Raw genomic sequence first — 14,761 nt, 5'->3', positions numbered from 1 at the left:
GCATATCGGTCTCAACCGGCGAGTATGGCGGATGAACGCAAGTGCGAAAGAACTGGCGGCCAATTTCGATCTGGAGAAGCTGACCGCGGAATTCTACGACGATCCCTACGCGACCTATCGTGCACTGCGGGAGAACGAGCCGGTCAAGCGCCTGCCGAACGGCACCGTGTTCCTGACCCGCTATGACGATCTCGTCACCACCTACAAGAACACCAAATCGTTCAGCTCGGACAAGAAGCGCGAGTTCGCACCGAAATACGGCGACACCCCGCTCTACGAGCATCACACCACCAGCCTCGTCTTCAACGACCCGCCCGCCCACACCCGCGTGCGCCGCCTGATCATGGGCGCGCTGTCGCCGCGCGCGATCGCCGGGATGGAGGGCGATATCATCAAGCTGGTCGACGGACTGCTCGACGCCATCGCCGCCAAGGGGGCTTGCGAGGTGATCGAGGATTTCGCCGCATCGATCCCGATCGAGGTGATCGGCAATCTGCTCGACGTCCCCCACGATGAGCGCGCGCCGCTGCGCGACTGGTCGCTGGCGATCCTCGGTGCGCTCGAACCTGTCGTGTCAGCTGACGTCGCGGCGCGCGGCAACAAGGCGGTGACGGATTTCCTCGGCTATCTCCAGACGCTGGTTGCGCGCCGGCGCGAGAAGCCGGGCAATCCCGAACGTGACGTGCTGACGCGCCTGATCCAGGGAGAGGATAACGGTGAGGAGAACGGCGAGCGGCTGACCGAGAAGGAGCTGCTGCACAATTGCATCTTCCTGCTCAATGCCGGGCACGAGACCACCACCAATCTGATCGGCAACGGCCTCGTCGCCCTGCACCGCAATCCGAACCAGAAGCAGCGCCTGATCGACAACCCCGATATGATCAAGACCGCCGTCGAGGAGATGCTGCGTTATGAGAGCTCCAACCAGCTCGGCAACCGCATGACCACCGAACGGGTCGAGCTCGGCGGCGTCATGCTCGAAGCCGGCACGTCGGTGACGCTGTGCATTGGAGCTGCCAACCGCGATCCCGCGCAGTTTCCGGACCCTGAGAGCTTCGACGTCGCGCGGACGCCGAACCGGCACCTCGCCTTCGCCACTGGCGCCCATCAATGCGCCGGCATGGCGCTGGCGCGGCTGGAGGGTGCCATCGCGATCTCGCGCTTCCTGGCGCGCTTCCCGAACTATGCCGTGAACGGCCAGCCGGTGCGCGGCGGGCGGGTGCGGTTCCGCGGCTTTCTGAGCGTGCCTTGCGCGATCGGCTGAGGCCTCAAACAAAAAATCGAAAAACAACCCCATGCACAGTAGCGGCGGCTGGCGGAAGATTGCCTCTGTGGGGCCGCATAACCATTTGATAAGAGAAGGCGCAGCAATGGAGTGACGACAGATGAACTCGTCCGTCATTGATTTCCTCGCGACGGAAGCGCGCCTTGGCGCCCATAATTACGAACCGATCGGGGTCGTCCTGTCGCGCGGCGAAGGTGTCTGGGTGTGGGACACCGAGGGCAACCGCTATCTCGATTGCCTCTCGGCCTATTCGGCGGTCAACCAGGGCCACTGCCACCCCAAGATCCTGGCTGCGATGGTGGAGCAGGCGCGCCGGCTGACGCTAACCTCGCGCGCCTTCCACAACGACCAGCTCGCCTGGTTCTACGAGGAGATCGCGGCGCTGACCGGCTCGCACAAGGTGCTGCCGATGAACAGCGGTGCCGAGGCGGTCGAAAGCGCGATCAAGTCGGTGCGCAAATGGGGCTATGAGGTGAAAGGCGTGCCGGACGGCCAGGCCGAGATCATCGTCTGCGCCGATAATTTCCACGGTCGCACGCTGGGCATCGTCGGCTTTTCGACGGACCCTGAGACCCGCACCCACTTTGGACCGTTCGCGCCGGGCTTCAGGATCATCCGGTTCGGCGACGCCGCAGCGCTCGAAGAAGCGATCACGCAAAACACCGTCGCCTTTCTGGTCGAGCCGATCCAGGGCGAAGCCGGCGTCATCATTCCGCCGGCCGGCTATTTCACCAAGGTGCGGGAGCTCTGCACCGCCAACAACGTCATGCTGGTGCTCGACGAGATCCAGACCGGGCTCGGCCGCACCGGCAAGCTGCTGGCCGAACAGCACGAGGGCATCGAGGCGGACGTCACGCTGCTCGGCAAGGCCCTGTCCGGCGGCTTCTACCCCGTGTCGGCCGTGCTTTCGAACAACGACGTGCTCGGCACACTCCGACCCGGGCAGCATGGCTCGACCTTCGGCGGCAACCCGCTCGCCTGCGCGGTCGCGCGCGCGTCGATGCGCGTGCTGGTCGAGGAAGGCATGATCGAGAACGCGGCCAGGCAAGGCGCGCGCTTTCTGGAAGGCCTTAAGGACATCCGCGCCAACACGATCCGCGAGGTGCGCGGACGCGGCCTGATGCTGGCGGTTGAGCTGCATCCGGAGGCGGGCCGCGCACGCCGCTACTGCGAGGTGCTCCAGGGCAAGGGCATCCTCGCCAAGGACACCCACGAGCACACCATCCGCATCGCCCCGCCGCTGGTGATCACCAGCGACGAGGTGGACTGGGCGCTGGAGCGGATCGCCACGACCCTGACGCAGGATTTCTCCTAGAGCCTGCCTGCGTCGGAAGATCGCAATGCCGGCCGCGGCCAACAACGAACGATTCCGCCGCCTGTGCGTTGAAAATTGTGGGCGATTTCGAGCTGGGAGCGACGAGCATGCTTCCGCGTGGCGTTTGCCTGACGGCCTTTTTGGTAGGTACCTCGATGCTGGCGGCGAGCGTCAGCGCGTCCGCTCAGGGACACGGGCAGGGACACGGAAGGGGTGGACCACCGGGGCCGGCCGCAGCGCCGGCAGCTCGGCCAGCCGCACCACCTGCCATGGTCCGTCCGGCGCCGCCGCCGGCCATGGCACGTCCCGCCGCCCCCGCATTCCATCCACCTTCCATGCCGCAGCGGCCGGCCATGGCGCCACATCCTGCGCCGCGTATTGCCTCACCGCCACCACGCCCGACCCCACATTTCGCTGCACCGCCACCGCGGGCGGCCCCGCACGTGGCGGCGCCGCGGCCTGAATTCCATCGGGCACCGGCACCACCGCAACGCCCGGCCACGGCACCGCGGCCGACGCCGCACATCGCCGCCCCCTCGCGCCCGAGCACAACGCCGGCCGTGAGCGACCGGCCGGGACGGCCGCGCGAGATGCTTTCACGCCAATCCGCGGAACGCCAAGGCCGCATCGACCGCTTGCAGCAGCGCGTGCAGCAATTGCAGTCGCAAAAGCCGGAAGGCGCAAGGGCGCAACACGCGCAGCAACGGTTGCTGCAGTCGCAGAGCCGCCTGCTTGAGCGCGAGCAACGCGTCCAACAGCGCGAGCAGAACGTCGAGCAGCGCCAGCAGGTGCAGCAGCAGCGGCAGCGCGAGATGCTGTCGCGCCAGACCGCGGAGCGCCAGACCCGCATCGACCGGCTGCAGCAGCGCGTACAGCAATTGCAGTCGCAAAAGCCGGACGGCGCGCGGGCGCAACGTGCGCAAGAGCGCATGCTGCAATCGCAGAACCGCCTGCTACAGCGTGAGCAACGCGCGCAGCAAGGCGATCTGGCGCGCCAGCAGCGCCTTGGATTACAGGCTCCGGCCGGGCGCGGCCCAGCTGCTGCGGCCGCCGTGCAGGCCGCCGAGCGCGGACGGTTTGCCGCGCGCTTCCGCGAGCAGGCCACCGCAGCCGCTGCACCAAACCGAGCGGCCCTCGTCGCCCGCCAAAGCGGCTGGGCGCCCCGGCAGGCCTGGCGGCACCGCCATCCCGCGGCCTTCGTGGCGTGGCTCGGGCCGGTGTTCTGGCCCTACGCCTATTCCGACATTTTTGACTACACGTTCTGGTCCTATGCTTACGAACCCGGCTATTGGGCGTACGCGTATGACGATTTCGTCGATACCGTGTTCTGGGGCGGTGACAGTCCGTATTCCGCTTACGCGAGCACCGATCCATATGACTATCCGCAAGCCGGCCGCGGCTCCCGCGCGCGCCAGCGCGCCAGCGTGAGCCCACAAACGCTACAGCAATTGTGCGGCACGCCGGACAAGGGCGTCACCGCATGGCCGCTTGCCGATATCGCGCAGGCGGTGCGACCGACGCCGGAGCAACGCGCGCTGCTCGACGAGTTGAAGACCGCGGCAACCAACGCTGCTGCAGTGTTCAAGGATTCCTGCGCAGAGACTTATGCAATGACTCCGCCTGGCCGCTTGCGGGCGATGATGAACCGCATCAGCGCAACGCTGGAAGCGGTCAAGATCGTGCGACCGGCACTGGAGAACTTCTATAATTCGCTCAACGACGAGCAGCAGGCCCGCTTCAACGCGCTCGGGCCCAATGTCGGCGAACGTTCGCCGCCGCCGAAGCAGCAGGAAGCCAGTGCCGAGAGCTGCGGCGATCCGAAGTCCGGTCTCACCCAGTTCCCGATCCAGCGCATCGAGGCCGTGATCCATCCCGCCGGCAAACAGAAGGAAGCGCTCGACCGCCTCAGCGAAGCGACAACCACGGGCGTTGAAGTCCTGCAGACGGCCTGTCCGAACGATGTGCCGCTGACGCCGGTCGGACGGCTGGAGGCGATGCAGCACCGGCTCGAGGCCATGCTGACGGCCGCCAAGCTGGTCGAACCTGCCCTCGACGAGTTCTATGCCACGCTGAGCAGCGAGCAGAAGGCGCGCTTCAACACGCTGCAACAGGTCGCAAGCCCGTGAGGGCGACATCGCATTCTCTTGGCATTCTCTCGTTGCAGTTTGCACAGCAGCCGAACGGCGTGGGGTGACGTGATCGTCCTGCTTCAAAACTCGACGAGAACATGCGGGTCCGGGCCACTTCTCTCTGGAAGTGTGTGGCACGGAATGCAAACGACAGCCTTGTTCCGTCCTCACGCGGCCGAAATCGTCTTCGCTCCAGCGTCATTCGTGTTTGTGATTGATGGAGGCCGCTCTATCTCATTTGCGCTAACGGCGTTGCATTGCTGGAAGTAGGAAGACAACTCACGATCAGCCAGGTGATCCCAGTATTCTGCTTCTGCGAGCAGCTTCCATTTGTTCATGCTGTTGTAGGCGGCCTGTTGACGGCACAGCGAACTCATCGCACGCAAGCGTTGCACCTTCTCCACTGCGAACCCTCCCTTCGCGCTTGTTTGTTTACAAGCGCATTCGTGTTGCCACAGCTTCGCAGATTGAATTGACGAGTGATAGTCCGGTGTTTGACGGTCAATCGATGATAGCGCAATCGTCTGACTTTTCACCGAATAGCAAGGCAGAACGCGCGGGCTTTGATGAGCAAAAAGGTGCTGCGCCGAATGACAGCCTTTCCGCCTGCTCTACGCACATGCAGCAAAGCGCGCATCGGACGAAGGTCGCAGGCGCATTCCATTTCAGGACTGAAATTTTAATTGTGAGCGGCCCTTCCTGGATGGTGGTTAGCTTGTGACCGGACCGGACAAAGTTTGATCCCGAAACTATTTTGGCCCGGCCCATTGGACTGCAAGACCGCCTTCGGGCGGTCTTTCCTTGCCGCCGCAATAAAACGAGCCGGCCCCGACCACGCCGGGGCCTTTGGCAAAAGTCGCCAGCCTTGCCACGCCGATCACAACAATGGCCCCGACGATTGCACGTCGGGGCCATTCAAAATCGTCAGGCAGGGTACATCCGCCGTGCCTGCCGATCGTTGATGCCACCAATTACCGCATCCGATCCGGCGCAGACTGTGGCGCGGCTGCGGCATCGGGGTGATGATATTCTGCCTGAAAGCTGAAGGCTGTCCAGCTCGCGTTGGTAGTACTCCAACCAGCTTCCCGAACCGGTCGATCGGCCAGCCGCGTTGACGGATGATCGCTTGCTTGAACTCAACGATCTGAGCCGAAAGACGCTCGCGGATCTTGGCTGCCGCGTCGTTATCGCGCGCTGCACCGTCTTTTCAGGAATAGAAATGGTGCCATTGCTTGCCAACTTCAAAATTGCCAGGCCTAGGCAAGCCTTTGGTGCTTGGCACGGACTGGTTTCCACGGGCGAATATCCGAGATGGGCCCAACACGGAAGTTGTTGGTCATTCGATCGGCTTGTCACGAGAGTTCGTCGAGCAGCGCCTTCGCTTCCTTTAGATCACGGGTGTCGAAGCCCTCGGTGAACCAGCCGTAGACCGGCGCGAGCAGAGCGCGGGCCTCAGAATGCTTGCCCTGATCACGCCGCAGTCGAGCCAAACTGATCGCGGCCCGCAACTCGAATGACTTGGCACTCTGGCTCTGTGCAACCTCGAGCGCGGTTTGCAAATCCCCCTCGACCTCGTCTGGTTCATCCCCACGAATGCGCCGCAGCTCGCCAGAGATACATGCGAGCTCTGCCTCCCACATATGCTCGTCACTGCGCGCAGCGAGGTCCTTTGCTTCAGCCAGGACTGTGAGACCCTGCTCGCCATGACCCAATTGCAGATACGTCGTCGCCAGCATGCACAAGTACCGAACCTGGTACCAACTAGCTCCGAGCCGGTCCCGCTCGTTCAAACTCTGGCGCATGAGCGCCAAGCCACGCTCCACGTTGCCTTGCTGTGCCATGACCCAGCCTCGCAGGATGAGCCCGCTCAATCGCCAGTAGTTCAGGCTGTGCTGATCGGCGAGTTCGAGGATGGCGTCCGCGCGCGCATGCGCAGCCGCCACGTCACCCATCAGCTCCGCAGGCGCCGCCCCGGCATAGACCTCCACGTGGGCGGTCAGGTTCGTCTGGTTCAGCTCCCGAACATATTCAAACGCCTCGCGGCTCGTTCTCTGGGCTTGCTCGGGGTAGCCAAGGATCCAAAGCACGATCGCCAGATAGGGTAGCGCAGAGGCTTTTGGGTCATGGACATAGTGTACAGGCGAGGGCCGGTGGGCATCGGGATCATAGCGATGCAATATCGCCTCGAGTTCGGAGCGAGCCGTAACGAAGTCACCTGCGTGCATGGCAGTGAGAGCCGCGAGACGATGCGCGCCGAGTTCGAGCGCCATGTCCCTGGTGCGTTCGGCAGCCAGGCAGGCCTCGGCTACCAGGCCTTGCATGGCGATATAGTCGCCCCTCACGAAATGGAAAATGAACTTGCCGCTGAGCGCGGCGAACAAGGCGTCCGTATCATCGAGTTCATAGCAGAGCGCATGAGCCCTGTTGAACGCAGTACCGAGCTGCGGAGCCGTGTAACCATGAATGGCGATCAGAGGACCTCCGATTGCTGTCTGCAGCGCGAGTTCCTGGCGATCTCGCTCCGGCCCCCCTGGGCAGGACTTGAGCGCCTCCAGGCCTCTTGTGAGATGAATGATCGCTTCGAGATTGGCGGAACGGCCCGCGGCGGTCCGGCCGGCGCGCAGCCAATAGTCCACCGCCTTGCCAGCGAGCCCAGCCTCCGTCAGATGCAAAGCAATTGTCTCCGGCTCCATCTCCGCACGGGCAGGATAAAGCTCTTCGAGGGCAGCGGCGATACGAGCATGGATTTGCTGCCGCTTGCTCCTCAATAGACTCTCATGCGCGATATCCTGCACCAGCGCGTGTTTGAAGTTGTACCCAGTATGCGGCGGTGTTCCACGCCGGAATATGAGTTCCGCCTCCAGCAGTTCATTGAGAGCAAGCTGGAGCGCGTCCTCATCGAGCGGAGCTACTGCTTTCAGAAGGTCGTGTCCGAACTCCCGCCCAATGCAAGCTGCGATCTGGGCGACCTCCTTCACCGGTGCCAACCGGTCCAGACGGGCCATCAACGAATCCTGGAGCGTTGTCGGGATCGCCAGCGGCGGCAACGGACCTATCAGCTCATAGCAGTTGCCCCGCTCCCTAAGCAGACCGGATTCGAGGACCGTCTTGGTCAATTCTTCGACGAACAAGGGCACGCCATCCGTCTTGGCCAAAATCTGCTCAAGCACCTCCTGTGGGAGCGCTTTACCGCCGGTTATGCGCTCGACCACAGCAGCCCCTTGCCTGCGTCCCAGGCGGCTCAAAGAGAGCGCTGTCACGTGTCCATGTCCCGTCCAGCGCGGAACGAATTCCGGTCGGAAGGTAATCATCATGAGAACCGGGAGCCGCTGCACTTCGTCAACAACCCGGTCGAGAAATTCGAGCGTGGTGGGGTCAGCCCAGTGGACATCCTCATACGTGACAAGGAGTTGCTGTCTCGCCGCTAGGCCTCGTACCTGCTCCAAAAGAGCCTGAAACGTTCGCTCCTTCTTCTGGTGTGGACTAAGTGCCAGTGGCGGATATCTCTCACCAGTCGGGATTGCCAACAGATCGGCGAGAACCGGCGCGCTCTCATGCACGTCGTCTGTCGCAAGAGCGAGCATCGCCTCGAGCTTATCCAGCTGCTTGTCGGGAGGGTCCTCCCGCCGTATTCCCGCCGCGCGTTCCAGGAGCCCAATGACAGGGTAGAGCGCGCTGTTGGTATGGAATGGCGAACAGAAATGGCTCAGCGGTGTGTGCGGCACGTCCGCGAGCCGGTCGCGCAGGGCCCGCACGAGGCGGGATTTGCCGATGCCTGGCTCGCCGCCGAGCAGGACGATCTGTCCCTCCTGCTCTTTCGCCTGCTCCCAGCGGTTCCAGAGCAGTGCGAGTTCCTGATCGCGCCCGACTAGCGCGGTCGAGACCCCGTGCTGGGCATCGAATCGACTCTCCGCGGCGCCCTCGCCGATGACCAGCCAAGCTTGCACCGGGCCAGGGAAACCCTTGAGAGGGACCCTGCCTAGGTCGCGGTATGTGAAGGCGTCGCCGAGTAGGTGGCGCGTTGACTCGGCGATCACCACGCTACCGGGCTCGGCGAGCCCTTGCAATCTCGCGGCCAGGTTCGGGGTCTCGCCGATGACGGCCCGCTCGCGGGCCTCCCCCTCACCAATCAGTTCGCCGACCACGACCAGACCAGTTGCAATGCCGACGCGAGCGGCAAGCGCTGAACCACCTCGTTCGGTAAGGGCCGCGACCGCCGCGGTTACTCGAAGCCCGGCGCGAATAGCACGTTCCGCTTCATCTTCATGGGCGCGGGGCCAGCCGAAATATGCGAGGACACCGTCGCCCAGAAACTTGGCTATGTGGCCCTCGAACCGGGTGATCTCGCCCGCTACGGTGCTCTGGTAGAGCTGCATGAGGTCACCCAGCTCCTCAGGGTCGCGCCCCGAGGCGAGCGCAGTCGAGCCGACCAGATCGACAAACATGACCGTGAGCTGCCGCCGCTCAGCCTCCGACGGCAGTGCCGGCTTTAGTTTTGCCGCCGACGCACCAGCCTCAATGGGCACGAAAGCGATCGATGAAGCGCCATCGCAAATCGCCTTCAGCACCGTCTTGCGCGGGCCGAGCGGCAAGCCAAGTTCCCGCAGGTCGGCTTCGGTCAGTTCTGGCAGGACCTCAGGCGTGACTTCGGCATCCTGGAAAGCCTGCGTGTAGCGCTCCAGCCCGAGATTACGAAGCCATTCCGCGATTTCCAAGCGAAGCCTCCTCGCGGGGCCGTCAGCTCAGTTGAAGGTATGTAACCTCAACTTCAGCGAACCATCCGCCTGCCGCTCGAACACGTGGGTGGCAATGCCAGAGAAGTTTGCAGGCTTGCTATCCTTGTCCTTACCTTTGGCGCTCCAGTTTGCCGTGCCGTAGACGACCTTGTCATCGCCGCCCGCGTCGATCAGCTCAAGCTTGTGGTCCGTTACGCCGTTGGCGTAGAACCCGGCGAAAAACTTCTCGATCTCCGTCGGACCCGACGCCACCTCGTGGGTTGGCGGAAGCACCTTCGCGTTCGGCAGATACAAGGCGGCAACGGCCTTCGCATTGCCCTTGTTGAACGTCGTATCAAATGCTGCGTAAGCGGCCGAGACATCGCTCTTGGCGTCCCCGGCAAAGCATCCCACCGGAGCGACTGTGAGCAAACAAAGAGCGAATGCCGTTGCATGAATTACACGCATGAAATCCTCCCTGTTTAATTTTGCAATTGTAAGCGCATGAAATTTACTCCCATGGCGCTCTATCGTAAAGCGCAGTGCATTGCGGCTAGGGGACGCGCCCGACGACCAGGCGCGTCCTGACGGCCGCCAAGCTGGTCGAACCCGCTCTGAATGAGTTCTTTGCCACGCTGCAGCAAACAACAGGCGCGCTTCAACGCGCTGCAACAGGTCGCAGCCCCTGCGCGCAGCGCTCGTGGGAGCTACACCACCGTCATGTGCCGCGCGATGCAGGTGCGCAGCACCTCGTCCATCGGCATGGCCCACCAGTCGGTGGAGAAGATCTCGATCTCGGAATAGCCGGCAAAGCCCTGTGCTTCGACCGCTTTGCGCACCGATTTGATGTCAATGACGCCGTCGCCCATCATGCCGCGGTCATTGAGGATGTCTTTTGTCGGCACGAGCCAGTCGCAGACATGGAACGCGAGCAGGCGGTCCTTTCCGGCGCGCGCGATCTGCCCCACCAGCTCCGGATCCCACCAGATGTGATAGACGTCGAGTGCGACGCCGAGCATGCCGCTGCGGCCGGGATCGAGCCGGTCGCAGATATCGAGCGCCTGCTTTGTCGTGTTGACGCAGGCGCGGTCGGCCGCATAGGCCGGATGCAGGGGCTCGATGGCCAGCGGCAGCTTTGCCTGTTTGGCATAGTCGAGCATCTCGGCCAGCGCCTCCTCGACCTGTCCGCGCGCTGCGGCGATGTCCTTGGACGCTTCGCTGCCCGGGCGCGAATATTGCGGCAGGCCGCCGACGACGAGAACGATGCAGGGCGCGCCCAGCGCTTTGGCTTCATCGACACAGCGGCGGTTGTCGTCGCGGACCTCGCCCCGGCGCGATGCGTCCGAGGTGAACATGCCGCCGCGGCAATAGCCTGATAGCTCGAGGCCGGCCTCGCGCACCGCACGCGCGGCGCGGTCGAGACCGACGGCAGCGACCTGATCGCGCCAGGGATCGATGGCTTGGATGCCGTGCTTCGCACAGGCGTCGATGATCTCGACGAGATCACCCTGCTTGCGGACCGTCGCGGTGTTCAGCGACAGCCAGCGATGATCGGACGAGAAGTCGCGCATCAGGCTTCGATCCCGCGCGTCGAGAGCACCGTCTTCATTCGCCGCGTCGCCAATTCCGGATCGGCCAGCAGCCCAGCCTTGTCGGCCAGACGGAACAGCTCGGCCAGATGCAGCGTCGAGCGCGTGCTCTCCTGGCCGCCGACCATGGTGAAGTGGTCCTGATGACCATTGAGATAAGCCATGAACACCACGCCGGTCTTGTAGAAGCGCGTCGGCGACTTGAAGATGTGGCGCGACAGCGGCACGGTCGGTCCCAGCACGTCGTGGAAGCCGGCCTCGTCGCCGGCCGCCAGCCGCGACAGCGCGTACGATGCTGCCGGCGCGATCGCGTCGAAAATTCCGAGCAACGCGTGCGAAAAGCCCTGATCGTCGCCGGCGATCAGCTCCGCGTAATTGAAGTCGTCGCCGGTGTACATCTTGATGCGCTTGTCCAGGCGGCGGCGCATGTCGATCTCGCGCTGCTTGTCCAGCAGCGAGACTTTGACGCCGTCGACCTGGGCGGCGTTGCCATTGATGATGGCGACAGCCGTGTCCATCGCCTCGTCGAGATCGTTCGTGCCCCAATAGCCCGTTAGCGCCGGGTCGAACATGTCGCCGAGCCAGTGGATGATCACCGGCTCGCGAACCTGCGACAGCACGCGGTCATAGACCTTGGCGTAGTCGTCGGCATTGCGGCCGAGTTTTGCGAGCGCGCGTGAAGCCATCAGGATGATGCGGCCGCCCACTTTCTCGACCGCCGAGATCTGCTCTTCATACGCGCGGATCACGTCCTCGATCGTTTTGGCATCCTCGACCGCGAGATGGTCGGTGCCGGCGCCAGAGAACACCAGCGCGTTGCGCCGCTTGGCGGCCGACACCGAGCGCGTGATCAGCTCCAGCGAGGTCGGCCAGTCCAGCCCCATGCCGCGCTGCGCGGTGTCCATGGCTTCGGCGACGCCGAGGCCGAGATCCCAGACATGCTCGCGGAAAGCGATGGTCTTGTCCCAGTCGACAGTGACAGACAGCCAGGGATCGTTGTCGGCGAAGGGATCGACCACCGTGTGCACGGCCGAGAACGCGATGCGGTTCAGCGGTCCCTCGAGCTTTGCGGGAAACGTTCGCGAGGCCGCGAGCCGGTAGATCTCGATCGAGCGATCGGCCTTCGGCAGCTTCAACGAAAGGGACGACATCGACAGGACGGACTTGTTCATGTGTCCTCCTCAGACCTTGATCGGGGCGACATCGATCCAGCGCCGCTCCTTCCAGCTCTTCAGTGCGCATTCGGCGAGCTGCACGCCCTTGACGCCTTCGAGCAGCGTGAACTTGTAGGGCGCGTCCTCGTAGACGTGGCGGATGAACATCTCCCATTGCTCCTTGAAGCCGTTGTCGTAGGAGACGTTGTCCGGCAGCTTCTGCCAGTCGCCGTAAAAATCATGCAGTCGCTTCTCGTCGGGATTCCACACCGGCCTCGGGGTAGCCTGCCGCGCCTGGATCATGCAGTCGGAAAGGCCGGCCACCGCCGAGCCGAGCGTACCGTCGACCTGGAAGGTGACGAGGTCGTCGCGGTAGACGCGGGTGACCCAGGACATGTTGATGTGGGCGATGACGCCGCCCTCGAGCTGGAAGGTCGCATAGGCGGAATCATCCGCGGTCGCCTTGTACTTCTTGCCCTGCTCGTCGAAACGCTCGGGAATGTCGGTGTTGCCGATGCAGCTCACGCTCTGGACGTTGCCGAACAGGTTGTCGAGCACGTAGCGCCAATGGCAGACCATGTCGAGGATGATGCCGCCGCCGTCCTCGTCGCGGTAGTTCCAGGACGGCCGCTGCGCCTCCTGCCAGCCGCCTTCGAACACCCAATAGCCGAACTCGCCGCGCACCGAGAGGATGCGGCCGAAGAAGCCGGAGTCGCGCAGGAAGGCGATCTTCTTCAGGCCGGGCAGGAACAGCTTGTCCTGCACCGTGCCGTGCTTGACGCCCTTGGCATTCGCAAGCTTGACGACCTCGAGCGCTTCCTCGAAATTCGTGGCGATCGGCTTCTCGCAATAGACGTGCTTGCCGGCATTGATGGCCTGGGTCAAAAGGCCCGGCCGGGCCTGCGTGGTCGCGGCATCGAAGAACATGGTGTCGTTCTTGTCGGCGAGCGCAGCGTCGAGGTCGGTGGTCCAGCGCGTGATGTTGTAGCGCTTGGCGAGCGCCTCGACCTTCTCGGCGCTGCGGCCGACCAGGATCGGATCGGGCATCACGCGGTCGCCGTTCTTCAAGCGGACGCCGCCCTGCTCCCGGATCGCGACGATCGAGCGGATCAGATGCTGGTTGAGCCCCATGCGGCCGGTGACGCCGTTCATGATGAGGCCGAGGCGTTGGGTGGTCATGCCAATTGCTCCTGAAGTGATGTTGGCTGTTCGAGCGGGCGGAGCGCCGACCAGTCCGGATGGACCGACGTCGCAAAGCCCGCAGCATGAAGCGATCCCGTCAGGAGATCGCCGTCGTGAATGGAGAGCCGGATGCCCTGCCCGGCATCGGCGTAGAGATCGGGATGCGCGGCGGCGAAGGCCTGTGCTTCTGCGGGCGGCGTGTCACCGAAGCCGTCGACATAGTGATGGCCGTTGCGCTCGGCATGGGTGACGCCGATGAAGGCGCCAAGCGCGAGGTCCTGCTGCACGGCAAGCCCGGCCTGGCAGGTCAGGTCCTCTCCAGTCACGAAGAACCTCTCGCCGCCCGCGCTCCATTTCGCCGCACGCGTTGCGTTGACGATGGACTTGTAAAGGCCCTTGCAGGACTTCGAGGAGATGCCGTGATAGCCGAGCGCCCGTGCCGCCGGGAAGGCGTCGTAGGAATCGTCGGCCTCGTCGATGATGAAGCCACGCGCGGCCAGCGATCCGAGCGGCGACTGCCGGGTGATGTCGCGCGGCATCGGCTGCTCGATGTAGAGCAGACGCGACGAGACCGGGCGCAACGCGGGATCACGATCGAGCCGGTCCATCAAGGCCCGCAGTGCGGCCAGATCGGCGTACTGCTCGTTGGCGTCGAGCGTCACCTTATAGTCACGCTCCAGCGCATCGAGCTCCTTGCCAATGCGCGCCAGCCGCGCTGCATCGGCTACGGGGTCACCCGACAGCTTCAGCTTGAAGTACCCTGCACCGGAGTTCTCGCGGGCATCGGCAACCCCGCCCTCGCCTTCAACGGTGTCATCGAGGCCGACCGTATGCCTGATGGCAACACCCGGCAGCGGCTTCCGGCCAGATAAAAACGTCGTGATATCGGTTTCCTTCAGGTCGGGCGACAGCCGCGCATCGATGCCGGCAATGTTGCCGGCCATCCCGTCGAAGAAGTTGGTCTCGACGCCGCGCAGCAGCGCGTCGAGGATGGCCTTGTCGATCTCCGCGGGGCCATAGGCCGCCGCAAGCGCCGGAATGTTCTTCTTCGCGCACGTCGCGACCTGAGCACCGATGCACGAGGCATGCAGATCGAATGCGGTCAGAAACCCGGTTCGCGCCAAATAGAGCCCGCGCGCGATCGCCAGCGAGCGCCGCAAGCCGTCAATCGTCTGCGCCGGTGATAGCTCCGGCCGCTTGTCGAACCATTTTGGAACCAGCAACTCGGCGCTGGCTCCGACTGCACCGCCCCTGCCCTCGACCTCGATCTCGACCCGCACGAACAGCTGCGGCGTCGCGTTGATCGTGATCGCGCCGAAGCGGAACGGCCGCGCGAACTGCACGGGACGTTCGAAGAAGGCGATGTCTCGCAGCTTCAGGCGCGGTGCCATG

Annotated in this window: 12 protein-coding genes; 4 read left to right on the top strand and 8 right to left on the bottom strand. The window is 63.9% G+C overall.

All coding sequences use genetic code 11. The annotated features are described in order from the left end of the window. Positions 1-31: 31 nt before the first annotated feature. Both QSV46_RS09225 and rocD read left to right on the top strand, forming a co-directional pair. Positions 32-1,264 carry a cytochrome P450 gene (locus tag QSV46_RS09225; RefSeq protein ID WP_314949513.1) on the top strand — a complete coding sequence of 411 codons (1,233 nt, stop codon included), beginning with the start codon at positions 32-34 and terminating at the stop codon, positions 1,262-1,264. A gap of 121 nt (positions 1,265-1,385) precedes the next feature. Continuing rightward, a complete protein-coding gene (gene rocD / locus QSV46_RS09220) occupies positions 1,386-2,600 on the top strand; it encodes an ornithine--oxo-acid transaminase (RefSeq protein WP_314949511.1) in 1,215 nt (404 codons plus the stop codon). Positions 2,601-3,196: 596 nt separating this feature from the next. Here rocD and QSV46_RS09215 read toward each other — a convergent pair. After that, positions 3,197-3,538, bottom strand: a complete 342-nt coding sequence (locus QSV46_RS09215; RefSeq protein ID WP_314949510.1) for a hypothetical protein — start codon at positions 3,536-3,538, stop codon at positions 3,197-3,199. On the opposite strand from QSV46_RS09215, the gene QSV46_RS09210 reads away from it, so the two are divergent. Beyond that, complete coding sequence (locus tag QSV46_RS09210) at positions 3,530-4,726, top strand: Spy/CpxP family protein refolding chaperone (RefSeq protein WP_314949508.1); 1,197 nt, start codon at positions 3,530-3,532, stop codon at positions 4,724-4,726. The genes QSV46_RS09215 and QSV46_RS09210 overlap by 9 nt on opposite strands. 170 nt (positions 4,727-4,896) lie before the next feature. Here QSV46_RS09210 and QSV46_RS09205 read toward each other — a convergent pair whose 3' ends face one another. Further along, positions 4,897-5,133: a hypothetical protein gene (locus QSV46_RS09205; protein WP_314949506.1), complete on the bottom strand. Its 237-nt coding sequence runs from the start codon at positions 5,131-5,133 to the stop codon at positions 4,897-4,899. A 20-nt stretch (positions 5,134-5,153) separates the two neighbouring features. Between QSV46_RS09205 and QSV46_RS09200 the strand changes: the two genes are divergently transcribed. Continuing rightward, the gene (locus QSV46_RS09200; protein WP_314949504.1) at positions 5,154-5,450 is read left to right on the top strand and encodes a hypothetical protein; all 297 of its coding nucleotides are present in this window, start codon (positions 5,154-5,156) and stop codon (positions 5,448-5,450) included. A gap of 631 nt (positions 5,451-6,081) precedes the next feature. On the opposite strand, the gene QSV46_RS09195 is transcribed toward QSV46_RS09200, so the two are convergent. The 6 genes from QSV46_RS09195 to QSV46_RS09170 all read right to left on the bottom strand — a co-directional run bounded on the left by QSV46_RS09195 (position 6,082) and on the right by QSV46_RS09170 (position 14,760). Continuing rightward, a complete protein-coding gene (locus QSV46_RS09195) occupies positions 6,082-9,444 on the bottom strand; it encodes an adenylate/guanylate cyclase domain-containing protein (RefSeq protein ID WP_314949502.1) in 3,363 nt (1,120 codons plus the stop codon). A 27-nt stretch (positions 9,445-9,471) separates the two neighbouring features. Then, entirely contained in the window at positions 9,472-9,912 is a 441-nt protein-coding gene (locus QSV46_RS09190; RefSeq protein WP_314949500.1) for a YybH family protein, read from the bottom strand. Positions 9,913-10,151: 239 nt separating this feature from the next. Further along, a complete protein-coding gene (locus QSV46_RS09185; protein ID WP_314949498.1) occupies positions 10,152-11,015 on the bottom strand; it encodes a sugar phosphate isomerase/epimerase family protein in 864 nt (287 codons plus the stop codon). Then, the gene (locus QSV46_RS09180) at positions 11,015-12,205 is read right to left on the bottom strand and encodes a dihydrodipicolinate synthase family protein (protein ID WP_314949496.1); all 1,191 of its coding nucleotides are present in this window, start codon (positions 12,203-12,205) and stop codon (positions 11,015-11,017) included. Before QSV46_RS09180 ends, QSV46_RS09185 begins: the two co-directional genes overlap by 1 nt. Positions 12,206-12,214: 9 nt before the next feature. Next, positions 12,215-13,366, bottom strand: a complete 1,152-nt coding sequence (locus QSV46_RS09175; protein ID WP_314949493.1) for a Gfo/Idh/MocA family oxidoreductase — start codon at positions 13,364-13,366, stop codon at positions 12,215-12,217. Continuing rightward, entirely contained in the window at positions 13,363-14,760 is a 1,398-nt protein-coding gene (locus tag QSV46_RS09170; protein WP_314949491.1) for a hypothetical protein, read from the bottom strand. Before QSV46_RS09170 ends, QSV46_RS09175 begins: the two co-directional genes overlap by 4 nt. Position 14,761 lies beyond the last annotated feature (1 nt).

Origin of the sequence: Bradyrhizobium cosmicum (assembly GCF_032290525.1) — a bacterium.
GTDB lineage: Bacteria > Pseudomonadota > Alphaproteobacteria > Rhizobiales > Xanthobacteraceae > Bradyrhizobium > Bradyrhizobium cosmicum_A.
This window is presented reverse-complemented; position numbering and strand designations above follow the sequence as displayed.